Annotated in this window: 22 protein-coding genes; 20 read left to right on the forward strand and 2 right to left on the reverse strand. The window is 42.6% G+C overall.

Translation table 11 applies throughout. The features are described from left to right. Nucleotides 1–222 precede the first annotated feature (222 nt). The 20 genes from U5K72_18535 (at nt 223) to U5K72_18630 (ending at nt 20,516) form a co-directional block, all read left to right on the forward strand. Nucleotides 223–1,692 carry a sulfatase gene (locus U5K72_18535; GenBank protein ID MDZ7720823.1) on the forward strand — a complete coding sequence of 490 codons (1,470 nt, stop codon included), beginning with the start codon at nt 223–225 and terminating at the stop codon, nt 1,690–1,692. Between the two features lie 54 nt (nt 1,693–1,746). Next, nucleotides 1,747–2,175: a DoxX family protein gene (locus U5K72_18540; GenBank protein MDZ7720824.1), complete on the forward strand. Its 429-nt coding sequence runs from the start codon at nt 1,747–1,749 to the stop codon at nt 2,173–2,175. Between the two features lie 459 nt (nt 2,176–2,634). Then, nucleotides 2,635–3,105 carry a transcription elongation factor GreA gene (gene greA, locus U5K72_18545; GenBank protein MDZ7720825.1) on the forward strand — a complete coding sequence of 157 codons (471 nt, stop codon included), beginning with the start codon at nt 2,635–2,637 and terminating at the stop codon, nt 3,103–3,105. 3 nt (nt 3,106–3,108) lie between these two features. After that, nucleotides 3,109–4,443 (forward strand): UDP-glucose/GDP-mannose dehydrogenase family protein, encoded by a 1,335-nt coding sequence (locus U5K72_18550; protein ID MDZ7720826.1) that lies wholly within the window; start codon nt 3,109–3,111, stop codon nt 4,441–4,443. Nucleotides 4,444–4,489: 46 nt separating this feature from the next. After that, complete coding sequence (locus tag U5K72_18555; GenBank protein ID MDZ7720827.1) at nt 4,490–5,437, forward strand: UDP-glucuronic acid decarboxylase family protein; 948 nt, start codon at nt 4,490–4,492, stop codon at nt 5,435–5,437. After that, complete coding sequence (locus U5K72_18560; protein ID MDZ7720828.1) at nt 5,430–5,888, forward strand: NUDIX pyrophosphatase; 459 nt, start codon at nt 5,430–5,432, stop codon at nt 5,886–5,888. Before U5K72_18555 ends, U5K72_18560 begins: the two co-directional genes overlap by 8 nt. Continuing rightward, the gene (locus U5K72_18565) at nt 5,867–7,099 is read left to right on the forward strand and encodes a hypothetical protein (GenBank protein ID MDZ7720829.1); all 1,233 of its coding nucleotides are present in this window, start codon (nt 5,867–5,869) and stop codon (nt 7,097–7,099) included. The genes U5K72_18560 and U5K72_18565 overlap by 22 nt, the downstream gene beginning before the upstream one ends. A 12-nt stretch (nt 7,100–7,111) precedes the next feature. Further along, on the forward strand, nt 7,112–8,848 hold the full coding sequence (locus tag U5K72_18570) for an SH3 domain-containing protein (GenBank protein ID MDZ7720830.1): 1,737 nt from the start codon (nt 7,112–7,114) through the stop codon (nt 8,846–8,848). Continuing rightward, nucleotides 8,848–9,708 carry an EamA family transporter gene (locus U5K72_18575; GenBank protein MDZ7720831.1) on the forward strand — a complete coding sequence of 287 codons (861 nt, stop codon included), beginning with the start codon at nt 8,848–8,850 and terminating at the stop codon, nt 9,706–9,708. Before U5K72_18570 ends, U5K72_18575 begins: the two co-directional genes overlap by 1 nt. Before the next feature lie 462 nt (nt 9,709–10,170). After that, complete coding sequence (locus U5K72_18580) at nt 10,171–10,299, forward strand: hypothetical protein (protein ID MDZ7720832.1); 129 nt, start codon at nt 10,171–10,173, stop codon at nt 10,297–10,299. A 28-nt stretch (nt 10,300–10,327) separates the two neighbouring features. After that, nucleotides 10,328–11,314 (forward strand): phosphotransacetylase, encoded by a 987-nt coding sequence (locus tag U5K72_18585; protein ID MDZ7720833.1) that lies wholly within the window; start codon nt 10,328–10,330, stop codon nt 11,312–11,314. 288 nt (nt 11,315–11,602) lie between these two features. Next, complete coding sequence (gene sufB / locus U5K72_18590) at nt 11,603–13,045, forward strand: Fe-S cluster assembly protein SufB (GenBank protein ID MDZ7720834.1); 1,443 nt, start codon at nt 11,603–11,605, stop codon at nt 13,043–13,045. Nucleotides 13,046–13,239: 194 nt separating this feature from the next. Next, entirely contained in the window at nt 13,240–14,013 is a 774-nt protein-coding gene (sufC, locus tag U5K72_18595; protein MDZ7720835.1) for a Fe-S cluster assembly ATPase SufC, read from the forward strand. Next, a complete protein-coding gene (gene sufD, locus U5K72_18600; GenBank protein MDZ7720836.1) occupies nt 14,013–15,338 on the forward strand; it encodes a Fe-S cluster assembly protein SufD in 1,326 nt (441 codons plus the stop codon). Before sufC ends, sufD begins: the two co-directional genes overlap by 1 nt. A gap of 136 nt (nt 15,339–15,474) precedes the next feature. After that, nucleotides 15,475–16,719, forward strand: coding sequence for a cysteine desulfurase (locus tag U5K72_18605; GenBank protein ID MDZ7720837.1), 1,245 nt, complete (start codon nt 15,475–15,477; stop codon nt 16,717–16,719). A gap of 12 nt (nt 16,720–16,731) precedes the next feature. After that, the gene (locus U5K72_18610) at nt 16,732–17,283 is read left to right on the forward strand and encodes a NifU family protein (GenBank protein ID MDZ7720838.1); all 552 of its coding nucleotides are present in this window, start codon (nt 16,732–16,734) and stop codon (nt 17,281–17,283) included. Between the two features lie 41 nt (nt 17,284–17,324). Further along, nucleotides 17,325–17,660, forward strand: a complete 336-nt coding sequence (locus tag U5K72_18615; protein MDZ7720839.1) for an iron-sulfur cluster assembly accessory protein — start codon at nt 17,325–17,327, stop codon at nt 17,658–17,660. Between the two features lie 227 nt (nt 17,661–17,887). Next, nucleotides 17,888–18,397 carry a DUF2480 family protein gene (locus U5K72_18620; protein MDZ7720840.1) on the forward strand — a complete coding sequence of 170 codons (510 nt, stop codon included), beginning with the start codon at nt 17,888–17,890 and terminating at the stop codon, nt 18,395–18,397. 12 nt (nt 18,398–18,409) lie between these two features. Further along, nucleotides 18,410–19,162 carry an SDR family oxidoreductase gene (locus tag U5K72_18625; GenBank protein ID MDZ7720841.1) on the forward strand — a complete coding sequence of 251 codons (753 nt, stop codon included), beginning with the start codon at nt 18,410–18,412 and terminating at the stop codon, nt 19,160–19,162. A 145-nt stretch (nt 19,163–19,307) separates the two neighbouring features. Continuing rightward, entirely contained in the window at nt 19,308–20,516 is a 1,209-nt protein-coding gene (locus U5K72_18630; GenBank protein ID MDZ7720842.1) for a PmoA family protein, read from the forward strand. A 175-nt stretch (nt 20,517–20,691) separates the two neighbouring features. Here U5K72_18630 and U5K72_18635 read toward each other — a convergent pair whose 3' ends face one another. Then, entirely contained in the window at nt 20,692–21,177 is a 486-nt protein-coding gene (locus tag U5K72_18635) for a hypothetical protein (GenBank protein ID MDZ7720843.1), read from the reverse strand. 137 nt (nt 21,178–21,314) lie between these two features. Then, on the reverse strand, nt 21,315–22,532 hold the full coding sequence (locus U5K72_18640) for a hypothetical protein (GenBank protein MDZ7720844.1): 1,218 nt from the start codon (nt 22,530–22,532) through the stop codon (nt 21,315–21,317). Between the last annotated feature and the right edge of the window lie 308 nt (nt 22,533–22,840).

Genomic DNA, 22,840 nt, shown 5'->3' on the forward strand with positions numbered 1-22,840 from the left:
GGATAGATGTCGCGATTGCATTGTTCTTGCTTGTAAACCCGCCACGCTTCTCGCAAAGCGAATCCGTTGGGGAAGGACCTGCGGACGCTTGAAGGTGGCTTGGTCCAAATAAGCATCAAGCGTTTCAGTGTCTTTCCACTTTTTTTACAATTTCAAGAAGAAATAGAAACTTAAATCCTCTATTATTGTCTCACAGTTAAACATTAAATAAACTGATCCAGTATGAAACGTCTTTCATCTCTCGCATTTCTCCTCTCTTTTTTGATGATATGTAGTTCTCTTAGTTTTGCTCAACAAACACAAAAAAATATTGTTTTTATCCTGGCCGATGATCACCGGTATGATTACATGGGCTTTCATCCCGATGGACCCGATTTTCTTGAAACACCTGCAATGGATCGAATGGCTGAAGAGGGTGCACATCTTGCCAACGCTTTTGTGAGTACATCACTTTGTTCGCCGAGCCGGGCTTCTATTCTTACAGGTCAGTATCCGTTTCGTCACAGCGTAGTGGACAATCACAATATTATGCCGGAAGGGACTCCCATGATTGGTGAGGCACTTCAGCGGGCCGGTTATCAGACGGGATATTTTGGAAAATGGCATATTGGTGCTGATCATGACAATCCCAAACCAGGTTTTGACCGATGGGTGAGCTTTCGTGGACAGGGGGTCTATTATAATCCCACGTTGAATATCGATGGAGAACGAGATGATTATGAGGGATATATCACAGATATTTTGACTGACTATACGATCAACTGGTTGGATGAGGTTGACCGTGACAAACCGTTTTTTGCCTATCTGTCTCACAAAGCGGTCCATGCCGAATTTGAACCTTCTCAGCGACATGAAGGGGAGTACGCCGATGCATATATCCCGAAGCCTCAGTCGATGAAAAATATTGAAAGCAACTACGAAGGCAAGCCCGACTGGGTTCGCGAACAGCGTTATAGCTGGCACGGTGTGGATTATATGTATCACAACAGGGACGATCATCCCCAGGATCTGGACGAAATTATTACCCGTTACAGCGAATCTCTTCTGGCTGTAGATGAAAGTGTTGCGCGTGTTATGGAGTACCTGGAAGAGCAGGGGCTGGCTGAAGAGACTTTGGTCATCTACATGGGAGACAACGGATTTATGCTCGGTGAACATGGTCTGATTGATAAGCGTCAGGCGTATGAAGAATCAATGCGAGTTCCACTATTGGCATGGGCACCTGGATTTATTGAACCGGGAACTGTAATTGAGGAGAATATCATGAATATTGATATGACCCCAACGTTTCTCGACATAGCTGGAGGGTCGATGCCTGACGGTCATACAGTTGACGGTCAATCATTTCTGCCATTATTAGCCGGTGAGACTGTCAATGACTGGCGCTCAACATTTGTTTACCAATATTTTTGGGAGCACTCATTTCCGCACACACCTACAACGTATGCAATTCGTGGTGACCGCTACAAGTACATCTACTATCACGGAGTGTGGGATAAAAATGAATTCTATGATCTTGAGACCGATCCCAATGAAATGCATAACCTGATTAATGCCCCCGAACACCAGGAGAAAATTCAAGCGATGAGGGAACAGATGTTCAATATTTTTGAAGAAAACGGTGCAAATGACGTGAAATTCAGACGTCCATCTCCATTTCAAGCCGATGAGAAGCTCATTCACGAAGATTAAATATCAGATAATAAACAGACAGAATTTTCAACTGATACAGCAATATTTTTCGTTATGTTCAAAAAACTGAACTCACCCCGTTTGAATGAAATTATAAGTCCCGATGTAGCCATAATGCTTCTGAGGATCGGAGCTGCATGCTTGGTTATGACCCATGGAATTCCAAAACTGTTGAGAATTTTAGAGGGAAATTTTGGATTTGGTGATCCGCTTGGGATAGGACCTGCCGTTTCACTGTTTCTGGTAACATTTGCTGAAGCTATTTGTGCTTTCTTTGTACTTATCGGATTATGGACAAGAGTGGCACTTATTCCCCTGGTTATTAATTTTATCGTTGTGGTTTTCGTGGCTCATGCCGATGACCCCTTTGGAGATAAAGAGAAAGGGGCACTGTTTTTAACAATGTTTATTGTTCTGTTTTTAACAGGAGCAGGTAAATATTCATTTGACGGTAAATTCAATAGAAGACCAGGGCGTTACTAAGTAGAGGAAAGGAGTCGTTGGGCTGCCAACTTCAATACCGTCATGCTGGACCCTGCATTCCCGTGGCAGGCTCGATTCAGCATCTCCAAAGATACCAACCGTGATAGGTCAACGGTATGGAGGTTCCAGGTTGAAGCCCGAAACGACACACCTGACAGCGTGGCCCGGTGCTTTTCCGAGTCTCCTGTCAGCGTCAAGGGGAATTATCGTTGGTTTACAACGCTGACAGATCCGTTGGTGCTGTCAGGTTGATTGATTCGACCCGCTAAACACGTACGAAACCCGGAACGACAGCAAAAATAGTTCGGGGTTACTTCTTTTTTATGTAAAAAAAGGGGTTGGGAAACACCGCATATCATCATATTTTTATAAATCTGAATCAGAGTCAAAAATAGGAATTAAAAATAGCAGTTACTGTACTGCTATTTTTATTTTAAAAGAGAACCAATATCAACTATTATGAAAAAAAATTATCTATCTAAAGAAGGGTACGAGAAGTTAGATAAGGAATTAAGAGATTTAAAAACACGAGGAAGAAAAGAGATTGCCGAGGAAATTGCGGAAGCTCGGGCAAAAGGTGATCTGAGTGAAAATGCGGAATATGATGCTGCTAAAGAAGCTCAGGGACATCTGGAAACGAAGATTGCAAAGCTCGAAAATACTCTTGCAACATCAAAGATCATCGAAAAAGATGATATCGATACATCTAAGGCATATCTCTTGTCTACTATTACTATTCACAATAAAAAGACTGACAAGGAGATGAAGTATACCTTGGTTTCAAAAGATGAAGCTGATTTCAAACAGGGTAAAATTTCCGTGGACTCACCGATTGGCCAGGCCATACTGGGTACAGAAATCGGGGATGAAGTAACCGTAGATGTCCCCGCTGGAAAGTTAGAACTGGAAATAAAAAATATTGAGCGTTAAAAAATGAAAATTGGAGTGATTGGTACCGGTTATGTTGGCCTGGTAAGCGGCACATGTTTTGCAGATAGCGGCAACGATGTAATCTGTGTTGATATAGATGAAAAGAAAGTTGAGCAGATGCAAAACGGTGAGGTACCGATCTATGAACCGGGTCTTAACCGCGTATTCGATCGGGCTATTCGGGAAAAAAGGCTCCATTTTACAACCAACCTGGAAGACACTTTCAAAGAATCAGAAATTATTTTTCTATGCCTGCCTACTCCTCCGGGTGCAAACGGGCAGGCTGATTTAAGTTTTGTATTGGATGTAGCCGACGAACTGGGAGATCTTTTCAACAAATACCCAGACTACAGAGTGATTGTTAACAAGAGCACCGTACCGGTTGGAACGGCTGATAAAGTAAGCGAAAGAATTGCATCCAGGACAGAGGCCGAATTTGATGTTGTATCCAATCCCGAATTTCTCCGTGAAGGTGCCGCAGTGGAAGATTTTATGAAGCCCGAACGGGTTGTTGTGGGTACCCAAAGTGAGAAAGCTGCCAACATAATGACAGCTCTCTATGAGCCATTTGTTCGCAGCGGCAATCCCATTATCATTATGGATGAGCGCAGCTCTGAATTGACTAAATACGCTGCCAATGCCATGCTCGCCACAAAAATCACCTTCATGAACGAAATTGCCAATGTTTGTGAAAAAGTGGGTGCCAACGTTGATAATGTTCGGCGCGGCATCGGTACGGATACCCGAATTGGTAAACGGTTTCTCTTTGCCGGAATTGGCTATGGGGGCAGCTGTTTTCCTAAAGATGTTCAGGCAATCCATCACACAGCCGGCGAATATGGGTATGAGTTCAAGATTCTGGATTCGGTGATGAAGGTGAACGAATCCCAAAAAGTTTCCATCGTTGACAAAATGAAATTGTATTACAACGGAGATTTAGAAGGGAAAACAGTGGGAATTTGGGGGCTGTCATTCAAACCGGAAACCGATGATATTCGTGAGGCACCTTCCTTGTACATTACAGAACAATTGGCAAAGATGGGCGTTTCTATGAAAGCGTACGACCCTGAAGCGATTGAAACATTTAAAGAAGCTTCTTCAGAAGAAACACTCTCCAGGATGCAATTCATGGAAGATCGCGACAGCGTGATTGATGGAGTGGATGCGCTGATTATCTGTACGGAATGGAACGAGTTCAGACGACCGGAAATGGATCGTTTTGCCAAGGTAATGAACGAACCGATTATTTTTGACGGACGAAATCTCTATGATCTTGAGAGAGCAAAAGAAGCTGGATTAACCTATATAAGTGTGGGAAGACCCAGTGTAAATCTATAGCAGGATAAATCTTGATAAGTTCTGCTTCAACTCAACTATAAATATTGTGGATAAAAGAATACTAATAACCGGCGGAGCAGGATTTCTGGGATCTCATCTTTGTGATCGATATCACAGTGAGGGTTGGGATGTGATCTGTATGGATAATCTGATCACGGGCTCAGAAAAAAACATTGCGCATCTTATAGGACAGGAGAGGTTTCAGTTTATTAATTACGATGTTACAAACTATCTGTATGTGGATGGGCCGTTAGATCTGATTCTGCATTTTGCTTCTCCGGCATCTCCTATTGATTATCTCGAGATGCCCATTCAGACACTGAAGGTGGGCTCACTTGGAACACATAAGGCACTGGGGCTTGCACGTGCTAAAGATGCCAAACTTCTTCTTGCTTCAACGAGCGAGGTGTATGGAGATCCGCTTGAACATCCTCAAAAAGAAACGTACTGGGGGCACGTCAATCCCACGGGCTTACGGGGTGTTTATGACGAGGCAAAACGATTTGCCGAAGCGATGACAATGGCTTATCACCGTTACCATGATATTGACACACGAATTGTTCGGATTTTTAATACCTACGGTTCAAGAATGCGTCTGAAAGATGGACGTGCTCTGCCAACGTTTTTCCGGCAGGCATTGCGAGGGAAGCCACTCACGGTTTTTGGGGATGGAAGCCAAACCCGCTCCTTCACCTACGTGGATGATCTGATTGAAGGAATTGTTCGATTGGCAGAAAGCGACGAAGTGGAACCCGTAAATATTGGGAATCCTGAAGAGGTGTCAATCCTGGATTTTGCGAAGGAGATTATCGAAGTAACAGGAAGCAATAGTGAGATTGAATTCCGGGAACTTCCAAAGGATGATCCACAGGTACGGCAGCCGGATATTTCCAAAGCAAAGCAAGTGTTGGGATGGGAGCCAAAAATAGGTCGGCGTGAAGGCCTGGAAAAAACAATGGTATACTTTAAGGAACAGGTTTTGAAGAATGATTAAAAAAAAACTGATCGATCTCTATCCATATCGATTCAATAAAGAGAGCCTGGAGTTTCTGTTGTTAAAACGGGCCGAGGGAGAAAAATATGATGGTCAGTGGCGGATGATCGGGGGGAAAGTAGAAGAGGGCGAAGCTCACTGGGAAGCGGCACTCCGGGAACTCAACGAAGAAACCGGGTTGAAGCCCGCAACATTTTGGACAATTCCCAGCCTCAATCATTTTTATGAGTGGAATACGGACGAAATTTTATTGATTCCTGCGTTTGCTGCAGAAATAGATCCTTCTGATTCAATAACTCTTAACAAGGAACATAGCACAGCAAAGTGGTTTGATATCAGGGAAGCTACGGAACTGATCATTTGGCCGGAACAACAACGTTTGCTAAAACTGTTGAATAACATTGTAACCTCCAATCAAATTCTTGACGATTGGCTCGTATCACAAAACTGATTTTATCGCTGGTACTTACTCTGCCGTTCATTTTCTTCTTTAGAAATGTTGATGCACAAAGTGCAGGTTATGAATTTCTGCCCGCCCCAGATGCCTGGTATAATGATGTGGATGGAATTCGTGTTGGGCTCAGGCTGAAAGGACAAGTTCCCGGTACGTTTAACGATGGCCCCCACCGCCTTGATGCGGGTTTTTGGCTGGGAACATGGTTTCCTGACCTCCCCGTATCTTACTATGTTTCATTTACAGAGCCCATTCCGGCGTGGTCTGACTTTGGGAGTGAAGCCAGTGTTCAGCTTCGAAGTTCCATCCGTACCGGATATCATAATCACGGCGTTGCACTGAACAAGCGCTGGCAGCAAGGATTTGATGAACGCCGATATCGCGAGTTGAGATTTTATCAATCCTACCAGAAGAGATTTGATGATGAGTACACGCCATTCCCGTTTTTGTGGAGTGATCATGATAAATTTCTATCAACACTCACGCTTCGTTTGCAGGACGACAATCCGCTCGGATGGTTCCAGGTTGAAACCTCGGGCAGCTTTCAATACCTGAATGATACTTATTCTGTGTTATCATTAACGGCTCTTCAAAATATCCCGATCAACGAAAACTGGGGATTTCGTATACGGTCATTCACCGGCCTTGCTACCGATCATGCCGATCCCGAATATCGTTTCCCGGTAAGCAGTAAACCAGCAGTAAACTGGCTGGAAAATGGAATTACAAGGGCTAAAGGAACAATTCCACAGCCGTGGATGAATAGCGGTCACCTGCAAGTTTCCGGGGGTGCTAACCTCAGAGGATATACGAAACATGAGATCAGCGGTTTTGCCAGTCTCGACGGGGATGATATCGATGTTCCGCTCGCAAAATCGATAACGGCTGTAAATACCGAGTTTGACTACTGGAATCCCATTGGAGTCCTCTTTCAGAAAATTCCTTATGTATCGGATTTTTTAACCTTTAACTCGTACCTGTTTTTTGATGCAGGAACGGAACTTGGGAGTGAATCTACGGCCTCTGACGGTTGGCTGGCAGATGCAGGAACCGGTTTCTCATTATCATTAAATATCCCGGATAATCTCGGGAAACCACGAGGTTTTGTTATTCGGTTTGATATTCCGTTTTGGTTGTCGGATCCGGGAATGGAAGATGAATTTAAGTTCAGGCACATTTTTGGGATTGGTGGGGTTATCTCACTGTAAATCTGGTTTGCTATGAAACGCTCTTTTCTTTTTTTAATCTGCTTGTTTCTTACAAGTGCCTGTTCATCGAGCCGGTGGGTGGTTACAGATCAGCATTCCATCAATACAGAAACAGAGCCCGTAATTCTGAATGAAGAGCATATCCTGCTTCTCGAGGATGGGCCTACTGTGGAAGATCCGGTAATGAGTTTTGGTACCTATTCCGTTGTAGAAAAACAGTACGAAGAGAGAGTATTGGTGGAACGAACTGTTCAGAAATATAAGCCCAGGTGGCAATTTATGCTGCTGGGTATGACAGGTGCTGCATTTGCAATGACGGCAGGAAATACCAACCTGATCCTTTCTTCCGTATCCGTGGGACAGCAGGTGGCTTTTAATGTGGCAGCAGCGGTGTTGGGTGGTTTGTCTTTCACAAATATGGAGCCGACCGGAGATCCCATTTACACCGGAGAAACGCGATTGCAGCGCAGAAGCGGAACGGAAATATTGAGCGATACAACACAGACGAATACGTTTGCCGAAGGAATGAACATCAGCCTCGATATTTTGTACAAGGAGGAAGTTGTCTTTTCCGAATCGGATATTGTGATCGAAGAGGGTAGCTTTGATATCAACCTGGTATCTTTTCTTGAATATATTAACAGCGAAGTTGATGCCGAGTCCTCACTTGAAATAGAGCTTGCCTACAACGGCTTTGAATCTTCTTACAGCATTCCTGTTACGGATTTCCTTGCCCCTTTTGTGACGATCACTGAGCCTGTGGCCGTCATCCGAAATGCACCTTCTGTGAATGAGTTAAACGTTGTAACCGAAATTGGAAACGGTAGTTCGCTCGAACTGATTGGCGAATATTCCGATCAATGGTATCGTGTGAGATTTGGCGGCTCAGAAGTATTTGTGTCCAGAAGTGCCGGAGTGATTGAATGGATGTCGGAAACTGGTTCGGGATCGCCCAATGTATTTGAATTTGCAGAAGTACCTTTTGGTGAAGTGGATGTTGAAAATTCAGTTCCGGTTTTGAAGCAAAATAATCCAAATGATCGTGCCATTATCCTCACAAATGGATTTTCTGAAGAAACTGAACCACGCCAGTATTTGGGACGAGATCACGATCTGTTTCGGTTTTATATGAGGTATGCACTTCAAATGGACGAAGATCAAATTTCTGAAATAGATATAGATTCTACCGAAAACGGGATGGATCAGTTTTCAAATATATCAGAAATGGATTCTACAGGAACCTTATTTGTCTATCTCTCGGGCTCGGCTTTTATCGATGAATTAAATAACCTGTACCTTAACCCTGAAAAATTTGAGGATGGTGAATCTGAACCCGAATACGATATATTCAACTCTTTCGAGAGAATAAATCCGTCATCAGTTGTATTGTTTGCCGATCTTGAATTTATTACAAATGGATCAACGAATGGGCTGAATGGCTCCAGAGATTATCAGGCAGCACTTCAAAATTTTTCAGATAATCTGTTGAGGAGGATTCCGAATAGTGCAGTTATATTTAGCCACCGCCCGGGTCAAGAATCCTCTCTTTTTATCGGTGGGGATACGCAGAACAAGCGTCATCATATATTTAGTTACTATTTAGCTGAAGCACTCAAACAAAGAAATACGCAACTTTCTGAAATTGTACGCCATCTGGAAAATAATGTAGATTATACCTCAAGACGACTCCACGACCGTCCCCAGGAGATCCAGGTATTTGGCAACCTAACAATAGATATCGCCGAGTAATGGCTGGCTGGATCTATATTGTTCTCTGTTCGATATCGTCCGTGCTGATTGCTCACTTTTTCAAGGTGACGGAACAGAAAAAGCTGAATACTATTCGGGTTATTACTGTCAACTACCTGATAGCTTTTCCATCCGCTATTTTGCTGTATGGCGGCCAGGATCGTTCAGGTGTTTTACCGCAAGAGCTGATTACTCCTATTCTTTTGGCAATTGGGATTGGTATTATATTCATCTTCAATTTTTTTATATACAGCAAATCTGTAGATCTGAATGGTGTTGGCATTAGCATTGCGGCGATGCGAATCTCACTGATTGTTCCGGTTTTGCTCTCAACAATTTGGTACCTGGAGCTGTTAACACTCAACCAGTGGATTGGAGTAATACTGGTATTTCTCATCTTGTACCTTTTACTGCCTAACAAAAAGACCCTTTTCAGAGGATCATTTAATGCCGGTTGGCTGCTGCCCATTCTGTTTCTTTTTACAGGAATTGGAGATGGATCTCTTAAAATTTATGAGTCTGAATTCAATCAAATCCTTTCAAAAGGTGAATTTATGGGAATGATTTTTTTTACGGCTTTTTTGGTGGGAGCAGGTACCGTTCTCTATAAAAGAGAGTGGCAGTTTAAAAAAATGGATTTTTTGATCGGTGCCTGTATCGGGATTCCAAATATGCTGGCAGCCGTTTTTTTGATCGAAGCCCTGGAACGGATGAACGGGGCAGTTGTTTTTAGTTTGGTAAATGTACTTACCGTCATCGGCGGAACATTTGTTGGAGTGATTTTTTGGAAGGATCGGTTTACCAAGTTGCAATGGCTGGGAATTGTGCTAACTATTTTCTCAATTCTTTTACTGTTTTAGTCAGGAAAATAAATTGTATAATTCGCACCGTGAATCCAGTATTTTCGGGTTGAATTACGTTATTAATAAGGATACAGATTTTTAAAAAGCCCGCATGAAAATCAGAAATGAGCGTATGAAATTTTCAGATATGGTCATGAGTTCTTTTTTACAAATAAACAGCTCTGATAAGTTACCCCGAAAGTTGCATTCCATAGTCTATATATTAAATATTATCAATACTTTATATATTTTTAATGGAAACTGAAAAAATGGGTGTAGGTCGGCCTTGAATAGTTGGCGGAAAAAAGGACAACGATTGAACCGTGAGAAGAATCCTTTCATACCGGTGAGAAACGCAATGTAAGGGCTATAAGCGAGATGGACCATTGAAAGGATTCCACGGTGAACTCGTGTCCGCCGCCAAGGATTCACAGCCTTGATTTTTTCGTTCTTTTGTATCAAGACAAAAGGACATAAAATATGCGTAAGTTTACATCACAAAAATGGGATAAATCCACAACAGCTCTGGATAGTAAAGTAGCCTTGATTTTTAAACAGACAACCTACTCAATTGGCATTGGCATTTTCTTTGAGTACATGCCATCTTAACAATCAATTGCTAATTTATCGCCAAAAAATGAGCATAATTTCAACAATACGATCGAAAGCAAAAAGTCTTGGAAAGAGAGTACTTCTGCCCGAGGCTCAGCGTGATATTCGTGTTATACGCGCTGCAAATATTATCCTGGAGAACGGTTTAGCAACTCCTGTTTTGATTGGAAACGATCAATTTATCCATGAACTGGCAGAAAAACATGATGTAAAGGTCTCTGATGAAATTTCAATCCTGCCGGCCAACGATCACAATTCAGAACAAGAGAGAACCCGTTTTTTTGAAGAAAAACTGGCTCACAAAAATCCGACAAAAGAACAGATTCAGGCTCTTTGTAACGATCCGTTATTTACGGCGGGTTGGCTGCTTGAAACGGGTGAAGCTGATTCTGTAATAGCCGGTTCGGTAGCATCCACTCCGGATGTAATACGTGCTGCATTAAGAACCGTGGGTGTGGCAGCCAACTCGTCTATTGTATCCAGTACATTTTTGATGGAGATGCCCAATGGGAAGGTGTTTACTTATGCAGATTGTGGAGTTGTTCCATATCCGGATTCAGAACAGCTTGCTTCTATAGCTCTCGATTCCGGTACAACACATCAACTTTTAACCGGCGTTGAGCCGCGAATTGCTTTCTTGTCATTTTCAACGAAAGCAAGTGCAAAACATGAGCGGGTTGATCTTGTAAAAGAAGCTTTTGAATTAGCCAAAAAACGGAATACAACCTGGAAGATGGATGGGGAACTTCAGTTTGATGCCGCTTATGTGTCCGAAATTGCACACCGTAAAGCGCCCGACTCACCTCTTGCAGGGAAAGCCAATGTATTTATCTTTCCCAATCTTGATGCGGGAAATATTGCCTACAAGATTACAGAACGACTGGCAGGTGCTGTTGCTACGGGTCCAATTTTACAGGGACTTGCAAAACCCTATTTGGATCTTTCCAGAGGATGCTCCGTCGACGATATTGTAAATGCAGTTTCAGTTGGGGCACTATTAAGCACAAGCTGATGGTTACCTGTTAATTGTGCGATATTATGATGATTCTGTAATTCCAGACGAGCTTTTTCACATTGATCTCTATAGCGTTGATAAGCTCTTTCAATTGGCATTTCAGATAGGTAGGTCTTTTCTTAATTGTTGATCAATAAAGCTTTATTGCAGAAACGATTTTGCTTATATTGATTCATTCCAAATAAATATAATCAAGTTTAAAGTAACTGAAATAGTGCGAACTACTACTAATTTTCAGTTGTTGTATCTACTAATAAGAAGTTAAACACTCAGATCAATAATTTTATGAGCGAGACTAAAGCTTTAGAATCCATGATAGGCGAGGAGTACAAATATGGATTCACAACGGATGTAGAATATGAGGATTTTCCAAACGGCCTCAATGAAGATATTGTTCGTCTGATCTCGAAGAAAAAAGATGAGCCCGAATGGATGACGGAGTTTCGGGTAAAGGCATACCATGCCTGGACAGAGATGGAGGAACCAGATTGGTTTAACGCTACATACGAAAGTCCCAAGTTCGACGATCTTCAATATTATTCTGCTCCAAAAAAGAAACCTAATCTGAACAGTTTAGATGATGTAGATCCAAAGATCCGGGAAACATATGAGAAACTTGGAATACCGTTAGAGGAGCAGAAGATGCTTTCCGGTGTTGCTGTAGATGCGGTTTTCGACAGTGTTTCAATCTTTACATCGTTCAAAGAAAAACTGGCTGAAGCGGGGGTAATCTTTTGCTCGATATCTGAAGCAGTTCAGGATCATCCCGAGCTTGTGAAGAAATATATGGGATCGGTTGTTCCTGCTCGCGATAATTTTTATGCAGCTCTGAATTCTGCTGTGTTTTCAGACGGATCTTTTTGCTATGTACCAAAAGATACCATCTGTCCGATGGAGCTGTCCACGTATTTCCGTATCAATAATATGAATTCCGGTCAGTTTGAACGGACACTCATTATTGCTGAGGATAACAGTCATGTGAGTTATCTGGAAGGCTGTACTGCTCCAATGTATGATGAGCACCAGCTTCATGCAGCGGTTGTTGAGCTTGTTGCTCTTGAAAACGCAGAGATAAAATATTCTACGATTCAAAACTGGTACGCCGGTGATGAAGATGGGAAGGGCGGTATTTATAATTTTGTAACGAAACGAGGTGCATGCCGCGGAGATAATTCAAAAATCTCCTGGACTCAGCTTGAAACCGGTTCTGCAGTTACTCTGAAGTATCCAAGTGTTCTTCTGCAGGGTGATAATTCCGTGGGTGAATTTTTCTCTGTTGCTGTGACAAATAAAATGCAGCAGGCTGATACAGGTACAAAAATGATTCACATAGGCAAAAACACGAAAAGCACGATTATTTCGAAAGGGATATCAGCCGGTCGTTCTGACAACAGTTACCGCGGACAGGTTAAAATCAGCAAGAAAGCGGATAAAGCACGGAACTACTCACAATGCGATTCCATGTTGATTGGCCAGACTTGCGGTGCACATACATTCCCATACATTGAATCTTCGAACCCAACTGCTAAAGTTGAACATGAAGCGACAACTTCTCGTGTAGGTGAAGATCAGATTTTCTACCTGCAACAGAGAGGAATCAGCGAGGATGATGCTATTTCACTCATCGTAAACGGGTTCTGTAAAGAAGTGCTCAAAGAGCTGCCGATGGAGTTCGCAGTAGAAGCAAATAAGCTGCTCGGTATTAAATTGGAAGGCAGTGTTGGGTAAGGTGTTTCCTCCCCTCTCGAGAGGGGACAGATGGTGTAGCGTTTAGCGAAGCCATCAGGGGTGTGTACACTACGATGTTGAACTCGATTAGGCAGATCCCTCGCGATATCGAGCCCGGAATGACGATATATTTGCCCTATCAAGTCGGATATGCAAACGATTTAAAAAACAAAAATAAAACCAAATAAATTAAAGTGTTAGAAATTAAAAATATTCATGTAGTTGTTGAGGGTGAAGATGAAGAGATCCTCAAAGGCGTAAATCTGTCAATTAATAAAGGTGAAATTCACGCCATTATGGGCCCGAATGGAAGCGGTAAAAGCACGCTTGCCAAAGTTGTTTCGGGACATCCGGAATATGAAGTAACAGAAGGTGATATTCTGTTTAACGGTGAAAGCATCCTGGAGATGGATCCTGATGAAAGAGCTCATGCAGGTGTATTTCTCGCTTTCCAATATCCTGTAGAAGTTCCCGGTGTTACGAACACAACATTGCTTCGGGAATCCTATAATACAATTGCCGCCTCACGCGGACGCGAAGAACTCGATCCACTTCAGTTTGATGATTACATTCGTGAAAAACTGGATCTGGTTGAAATGAATCCTGATTTTCTTGAGCGAAGTGTGAATACTGGATTCTCGGGCGGTGAGAAAAAAAGGAATGAAATCTTCCAAATGGCAGTACTGGAACCGGCTTTGGCTCTACTCGATGAGACCGATTCCGGTCTTGATATCGACGCGCTGAAAGTAGTAGCAAATGGAATCAATAAACTACACGGAGACGATGATGCCGTTGTATTGATTACTCATTATCAGCGATTATTAAATTACATCATCCCTGATTTTGTACATGTTATGATTGACGGAAAAATCGTGAAATCTGGCGATAAGGATCTTGCATTAACTCTTGAAGAGCAAGGTTATGAATGGTTAGAAGCACATGCAACTGTAAATGGCGAGGCAAAGTAATGGCTGTAACTACTGAAGTAAAATCATCGATTTTACATCAACTTGCGCAAGGAGTCTCTGTAAATGAAGAGACGAAGTGGAAAAGTCTGCGTGAAAAGAGCCTGGAACAGTTGAATTCAACTGCGTTTCCTCATAAAAAAATTGAGGAGTGGAGATTTACGAATCTCAAGCCAATTACACGCACAGATTTTGTAGATCTTGAGGAGGCCGGAACACTCCCCGCAACGGATATCGAACAATACTTTATTCCCGAATCCGACCGAAGTCGTTTGGTTTTTATCAATGGGAGATACCATGAAAAATATTCTTCAATCGGTGGATTGGGTAAAGGCGTAACCGTAGGAAATCTTTCTGATCATGCTGAAGAGAAATCAGTTCAGGAGTACCTGGATAAGCTGGTTAATTATGAGGATGATCTGTTTGTGCCGTTCAATGGACTGATGTTTGAGGATGGAGCTTATATTCATCTTGAAAAAGGTGCAAAGGCGGAAGCACCTATACAGGTATTGAATATTTATACGGATGCGAAGGAACCGTATATCACCACACCGCGAATGTTGGTTGTGGCTGAAGAGGAATCAGATGTAACGATTGTTGAAGATCATATCGGTCTTTCTGAAAACCGATACATGACAATTCCCGTCTCCGAAGTGAAGGTGAAGCAAGGTGCTCATATTCATCATGTGCGAATTCAGCGCGATAGCAGAGATGCTATTCACGTTGCCCGGCCAATTGCATACGTGGAGAAAAATTCTGAGTATCATGCCTATACGATCACACTTGGCGGAAAACTGACACGAAATGAGCCGCGAGTTGTTCAGGAAGATGAAGAAGTAGATTTTACACTCGACGGACTTGTATTGATCGATGGAGACCAAATTGCAGATACGCATTCTGTGATGGATCACCGGTTTTCACATGCTGAAAGTCACCAGTTACATAAAGTTGTGGTTAACGGCAATGCACACAGCATTTTCAATGGAAAGATTTTTGTACGGCGTGATGCTCAAAAAATCGATTCATTCCAGGAAAACAGGAATCTTCTGCTTTCGTTAGATGGATTGGTAAATACAAAACCTCAGTTGGAAATTTTTGCAGATGATGTTCTCTGTTCACACGGAGCGACGATTGGTCAGTTTGATGCCGATGAGGTTTTTTATCTCCAGAGCCGCGGTATGACCGAAGAGAAAGCAAAAGAGGTTCTGACATATGCGTTTGCACTTGAAACCATCGAAAATGTAAAAGTAGATTCGGTTCACAAACTTCTTATTGATGAAGTGTATCGATATACGAAAGCGAATAATGTAGAGAAGGTTTCTGCATAGGATAGGAAGAATCTCCCCTTGAGGGGAGTGCCGAAGCGTAGCGAAGGCGAGGGGTGTACATCCCCCGAGCTCCCCCGACATCCGTCGGGCTCACTTTCCCCCTTCGAAGGGGGAATTAATAAAAGCTCTAAATAAAATGCCACAGGCAGTAAAAGACATACCGGCTGTAGATTTCGACAAGATCAGGGATGATTTTCCTGTACTCCATCAGGAGGTGAATGGTCATCCATTGGTCTATCTTGATAATTCTGCATCCAGCCAGATGCCGAAACAGGTAGCTGACCGAATTGATCATTACCACCGGCATGAACACTCCAATGTGCACCGTGGCATTCATACGCTGAGCCAAAAGGCAACCGATGCTTATGAAGAAGCACGATGGAAGGTACGGGATCTCATCAATGCAGATAATGAATTTGAGATCATTTACACTACTGGTACAACGGATTCCTTAAATCTGGTTGCAAACAGTTATGGGTATCAAAACCTATCGGAAGGAGATGAAATAATCCTGACTCAGATGGAACACCATGCCAATATTGTGCCCTGGCAAATGATGGCCAATGAAACCGGTGCGGTGATTAAAGTGATTCCGGTAACCGATTCCGGTGATTTGGATCTTGAAGCGTATAAAGAACTTTTAAACGATCGCACGAAAATTGTATCGGTCGTTCACGTTTCCAATGCGCTTGGAACCACAAATCCAGTGAAACAGATTGCAGCACTTGCTCATGAACACGACGCAGTTTGTGTAGTTGATGGTGCTCAGGCCGTTCCGCATAAGAGTATTGATGTACAGGATTTAGATGTTGATTTCTATGCGTTTTCAGCTCATAAAATGTGCGGACCCACAGGATTCGGAATTTTGTATGGGAAAAAGCATCTGCTTGATGAGATGCCACCATACCGGGGAGGTGGTGATATGATTGATAAAGTGAGTTTTGAAGAAACTACCTACAATGTTGTTCCATTTCGGTTCGAAGCCGGCACACCCCCTATCTCAGCATCGATCGGATTTAGTTCTGCAATCGATTATCTTGCAAATATCGGGATGGGGGAGATCGAACAGCGAGAACAGGAGTTGGTTAATTATGCGCTCGAAAAGGTTTCAAAAATTGATGGTTTGAAGCTTGTTGGTAAATCTGATACTCGTGCGTCTGTCATCTCATTTGTTTTTGATGATATCCATGCCTCTGATCTCGGGATGATTCTCGACAAAAGAGGAATTGCCGTAAGAACCGGTCACCACTGTGCACAGCCTATACTCCGGCGGTTTAACGTGCCGGCAACAACACGGGCATCCATCTCGTTCTATAATACGAAAGAGGATATTGACCGCCTTGTGGATGGAATTGAATACGCTAAATCATTTTTTGAATAAACAATAGATACTATGCCAAAAATTAAAGAAATAGAACGCACCCCGAACCCGGATGCGATGCGATTTGTACTCGCAGAACCGCTGACGAATGGTGTGACCCTCTCATTCGAAAACAGTGGAGAAGCTGAAGGTGATGAACTGGCAAGCGCCCTGTTCAAAATCGATCATGTGATTAACGTTTATTATGTGGATCGATATGTAACGGTAACGCAGGATGGAGATGCGGTTTGGTCTGAATTGCTGCGCAAACTCGCACCTCCAATCCGACAGGCAAAAGCCCAGGAAAATATTGAGGAAGATGCTGAAGTTCATGCAACCAAAGAGGTTCAGGAATCAGATGATCCTCGGCTTGTTCAGATCAACCAATTGCTCGATGAGCAGGTTCGTCCATACTTACTGGCGGACGGTGGTGGTTTGAAGATCCTTGGACTGGATGGAAACCGCCTGAAAGTTCACTACCAGGGTGCATGCGGAACCTGCCCGACAGCGACTTCAGGTACGCTTTACGCTATTGAAAGTATGGTGAAGCGAATTGATCCTGAGATCCAGGTTATTTCTGTTTAATTGGAATGTAAGTTGGTTTTAGACTTGAAGGAAATTCTGTTATGTCGATAACAATTAGTGAGAGTGCGGCTGAACGCATTCATCGAATTCGTAAGGAACAACAGATCACTTCGGATACTCCATTGCGCGTTTCCGTTGTGAGTGGTGGTTGCTCCGGACTTACATACGATCTCGATTTTGATTCTCAAAAAAAATCTGCTGAAGGTGACAAAACCTTTGAAGAACATGGGATAAAAATTGTGGTTGATATGCGAAGTTTCTTATATCTCGCGGGTACCAAACTGGATTATTCAGAGGGACTTTCCGGCCAGGGATTCCATTTTCATAACCCCAATGCTTCGAGAAGCTGTTCCTGCGGGGAGTCGTTTTCACTATAAATCTCCCCTTGAGGGGAGTCCGCCTTTAGGCGGGAGGGGTGTTTAAGAATCATTATTTAAACTAAAGAATAAACATCCCTCTCAATCCCCTTTGAAGGGATAAAGTGAGCACGACGAATGTCGAGTGAACTCGGGGGATGTACACCCCTCGCCTTCGCTACGCTTCGGCACTCCCCTCGAGGGGAGATCATTAATCCAATCAATTTTAGTATCAACAATCTTTGATAATGGCAGAAATTGTAAACAAGATACAGCAATCTAAACTTGAGACAGTAGATCTTGAAAAGTTTGCAACAGACGTAAAGGTCTATGAATTAGATCTGAAAGAGTTCCTTTTCAAAGAGATGATTTTGAAGGAAAAAGAGTATCGTGAGAAAATGGAAGCCCATGATTGGACTCAGTATGGAGATGGGTTTCTGACCGTCTATTGCTCAACGGATGCCATCATTCCCAAATGGGCATATATGCTCGTTGTTCAGCACGCACAGGAGTATGCCGGGGATGTATTCTTTGGAACAAAGCAGGAAGCGCTGAGCCAGATTTTCAAACAAAAACTGGATCAAACCAATTGGGAGAAATATGAGGACCGGTTTGTACTGCTGAAAGGTTGCAGTAAAATGGACGTGCCCGCTGATGTCTATATGTATGCTACCAAAAAATTGCTGCCTCACGTAAAGAAACTGATGTACGGCGAAGCATGCTCAAACGTGCCTATCTATCGTAAAAAAAGATCTTAGTCTTTCCAATCAATGAAAAACAACTCTTCTCAAAAGCATGCTCTCGTAACCGGTTCATCAAGAGGAATAGGATTAGAGATTGCCAAAAAACTGCTTAAAGAGGGATTTAAAGTTACGGGAACGGCAAAAAAATCTGAGTTTCCCAGCGAATTGTCATCGTCTGAAAAATTTGAGGGAATTCATGTTGATCTGGGAAGTGAGGATCAACTTAAAGTCTATCTGAAACCGATTTTAACTGATTCAAATGGAGTAGATGTCCTGATCAATAATGCAGGAATATCAGTAGATGCTGAATTTTCTGAAACTGATGACAGATGGCTTGAAGTTTGGGATCGGACTCTGAATGTCAATCTCCGGTCTTCAGCATTGCTGAGTAAGTGGTTTATAAACTCGCATATGGAAGATGAGTCAAAAGGCGTACTGATCAATATTGCCTCTCGTGCGGCTTACCGGGGAGATACCCAGGAATTTGCTGCGTATGCGGCATCGAAGTCGGGTATGGTGGCATTCACCAAAAGTATCGCAAGAAATTTTAGTAACAAAGGAATTAGCGCATACTCGATTGCTCCCGGATTTATTGATACAGATATGGCCTCAGAAGCGAAAGAGATTCATGGAGAAGAGTATCTCACGCAGGGCTCTGCGTTTGATGAAATTACCAGTCCTGCAGAAGTGGCCAATCTTGTAGCTTTTCTTGCCAAAGGAGATCTGCCACATATGAGCGGTCAGACGTTTCACATCAATGCCGGCTCATACATGATTTGATTTGATAGAATTGGGGATTAGGGATATACTGAAGTTACTCTCAATAGTAATTCTGCAAAGTCATCGGATGATTGTTTGATTTTTGAGTAGATTCACAGCTTAACCACTCATCCGATGACTACAGATGATTCCAAGACCCGATATCATGAAAAAAATTACTCTGTCTCTTGCTCTTTTGCTCATCCTGCTGATTGGAATCACTTTGCAATGCATTGCTCAAAAGAAGTACGAAATCCACGTCTCCGCAGGGCTGTTTGACAGATCGGATACCGTTGTTTCTTTCTATTTTCCCGATTCTGTTGAACCTGGTGTTTATCAATTAGAAAGTAGTTCGGGAAATAATCCTGTTCTGCAGGTGGACGATTCTAACAAAGGATGGTTTATACTTGATGAACTAAGTATGGGGGAATCGAGAGTGTATGAGTTTTCGGCGGATCCAATCGAATCCAATAATCATATGTCAAATCAAATGGATTCAACTCAGATAACATTTTTATCTGAAGGGCAAATGGTTCTGTCCTATTATCATGGAGATAATAACCCAACTGAGTTGGATGAGAGATACAAACGCGGAGGCTATATCCATCCGGTTTATTCTCCAAATGGTGTGGTTCTAACGGCTCATCTGAATCCAATGCATCCACATCAATCGGGAATATGGTCGGCCTGGACCAAAACTGAATTCGAGGGAAGAAATCCCGACTTTTGGAATATTCATAACAATACGGGTAGAGTAGATCAGGCAGATAGATTAGAGAAATCATGGGAAGGACCTGTTCATACGGGATTTCATGCCAGGCACTTTTTTAAGGATTTGTCCGCCCCTGAACCTTTAATTGCAGTAAATGAGGAGTGGAAGGTGTACGTGTATAAATCTGCAAAAGATCACTCCTATCAAATATTTGATCTTGTTGTAACTCAAAGTGTAAATAGCGGCAAACCACTAATTTTGCCGGAATATCATTATGGTGGTGTTGGGTTCAGGGGAAACAGAGAATGGGATAATCCTGAGAATATGACATTTCTGACTTCAGATGGTTTGGGAAGAGAGGGGAACGAAACCCGCCCAAAATGGACACATATTGGCGGATTAGTTGGCAGAGAGTTAGCTGGAATGACTGTGATGGATCATCCCAAAAATTTTCGGTATCCACAACCCGTTCGAATTCACCCGGAAGAGCCATATTTTGTCTATGCCCCAACACAGCTCGGCGAAATGCGCATTGAACCGGGTTCACCCTACACGGCCCGTTATCGATATGTTACGTACGATGGTGAACCTAATCCTGAAGAGCTGGACAGACTTTGGAATGATTATGCCTATCCGCCGGGAGTTACGGTGAAGGAGAAGTGATGTATAACTCCCCTCTTGAGAGGGGACAGATGACAAAGCGTTTAGCGGAGTCATCAGGGGTGTGTTCACGTGTTTTAATGTAGCACGTTCAAGCTTTTGATTACGCCAACCCACCCCTCGTCAAATCTCTGAACGAGATTTAACTTTCCCCTCCCGAGAGGGGAGTACCACTTCATTACTCATCAACTCGTTCAATGACCATCTCCTCATCGCCGGTTTTAATTTTTCTCCGGGCATATCGACTGGCGAAGAATGATAGTATGAGTGTTGTAATCAACCCAATAAGTGTTACTGCTATGTTAACACGAACAACTTGTTTTTGCAGGTCGTAAACAGCCATCATAACAATCGGCTTTGGAGAATCTTTTTTGTATCGAATGGGTATTACTTCTGAATTCATAATCACTTGAGCAAATTGAACAGGAAGTGATAGTTGCTGTTCAATAGTTTCGCCATCGGCCGGAGTGAATTGCAGGACTACATATCCATTGGTTTGAGCTGCGATCTGTTTCACATCGAAATCGGTGACTTTGGCTACATAGCTTTCTCCGTTGTTATAAGTAGACTGGATTCCGAAATAAGTATACACCTGGTAACCGGATTGAAAAAGGAAATAAACCGGCAGTAACCAGATCAAAAAAATGAAATAATATTTATTCATTTAAGGATATAGATTAATTTTTAATTTCGTTCATAGTTCCTCTCTTCAGGGAGGTGTCGAGGGTTGTAACTGCTTTGACATCAGCCCCCTGAACACCCCTCGACCGGCTTTGCTTATCGCTACAGCGGTCACTCCCCTCAAGGGGAGATTACATTATTTTGATTCTCAACAACTTTATACATCTGATCGATCATGGCAGGATCGTAAATCATACGCTGCATAAAATCCTGGTGCATCTGGCTTCCCGATGCATGAAACCAAAAACCTATGGGCAGTTGATCGAGATAAAAAGCCTGAACTGATGTATCACCTGTGTAGGCTGAAGTTCCGAAATCAATTCCATTCATCAGACCCATTCGGTTATCATAGATCGCTCCATACCGGCTAAAATCACTCTTTATACCGGGCTGAATATCCATCGGCCAGTCGAGAAAACTTTTAACCGTTTGACTAACTTGTTGATTAATCAGTGAATCGCGAGCTAATTTTTCCATGATTTCAGTCATTTCCCGGGCGGTGGTTTTTGGGAAAAGAACCATCGCATCCCGTTCTTGCATAAATGTGTTTCCAAGTCGATTTTTTGTGAGATAGCTTTGAACGGAGCTTCGGAAATCTTCATCATTTACGAACGATGAAGAGAGATTTACCACATGTTTTCTCCACTCTTCTGAATTTCGACTTCTCCATTTATCTATAATTTCCTGATTTTCCATCTTAGTTAAACCGGGGGAAATCGCTTGATAGAGACCGGAATAGGGAAGAGGCATCTCTGTGGATGAGATGCCAAGCTCATTTTTTAATTCATTCCAAACAGTTTGATCCAGTTGCCACCAGAGATAATCTGCCAATGCCAGGTCTCCAAATTCTGCTAAAAGTGCCAGTGAATGTTCAAGTGATATCGCTCCATCCTCAATCCACCCTCGTTCCATGGCTTCGTTAAAAGCTTGCTCATGGATCGATTCTTCAACTTCCGGTAACTGGTATCTGGAAGTTTCATCCCACTCAATCAACTTATTGGAATTGAGAGTATCGGAATTAAAATGTTTGGCGTATGCAATCAGGATGAATATGTTGGCTGTGGTTCCCATAATTCGCGGAGTATCTGCCTGGTAATAAAGTGATGAATCGGGATGACCGATAACAACAGTTGCTATTGATGAGTACTCGGGTGTTTCACCCATAAACTCAGATAACCCCTTAAGTGATCCGGTTTTATTTACCCACTCTGCTCCCTCCATCATACCTTTCCGGTTCTCGAAAAAAGTGGTAAAAGCGTTCCAGTTCCACCCAATGACGAACCCAAATAGAACGAGGGCTGTTAGAAGAAAAGCACCAAAAAATTTAAGTATTCTCATTCTGAATTCGGATTATTCACCAAGAGATTTGAATGTGTACGTAGTCCATAGATTAATTTTTCTGTATCAAACCATCTCCTAAATTTGAGTGAATCACCTGTACTATTTAGTGTTTGTAAGAAAACTCATAGTGTCCTAAGAAAACGTCAAGATCAAGGCGCACGAAGTCCCAAAAAGCGCAGTGTACTACGTGTACATGAGCATTTTTGGGGCGAGTGGAACGCAGAGATTGACGTTTTCTTAGAGACACTATTTAAGGGTGAGATCATCAATGCCATAAGATCTATTTTTTACATATTTCCATAAGT

Source organism: Balneolaceae bacterium (assembly GCA_034521495.1).
GTDB lineage: Bacteria > Bacteroidota > Rhodothermia > Balneolales > Balneolaceae > Rhodohalobacter.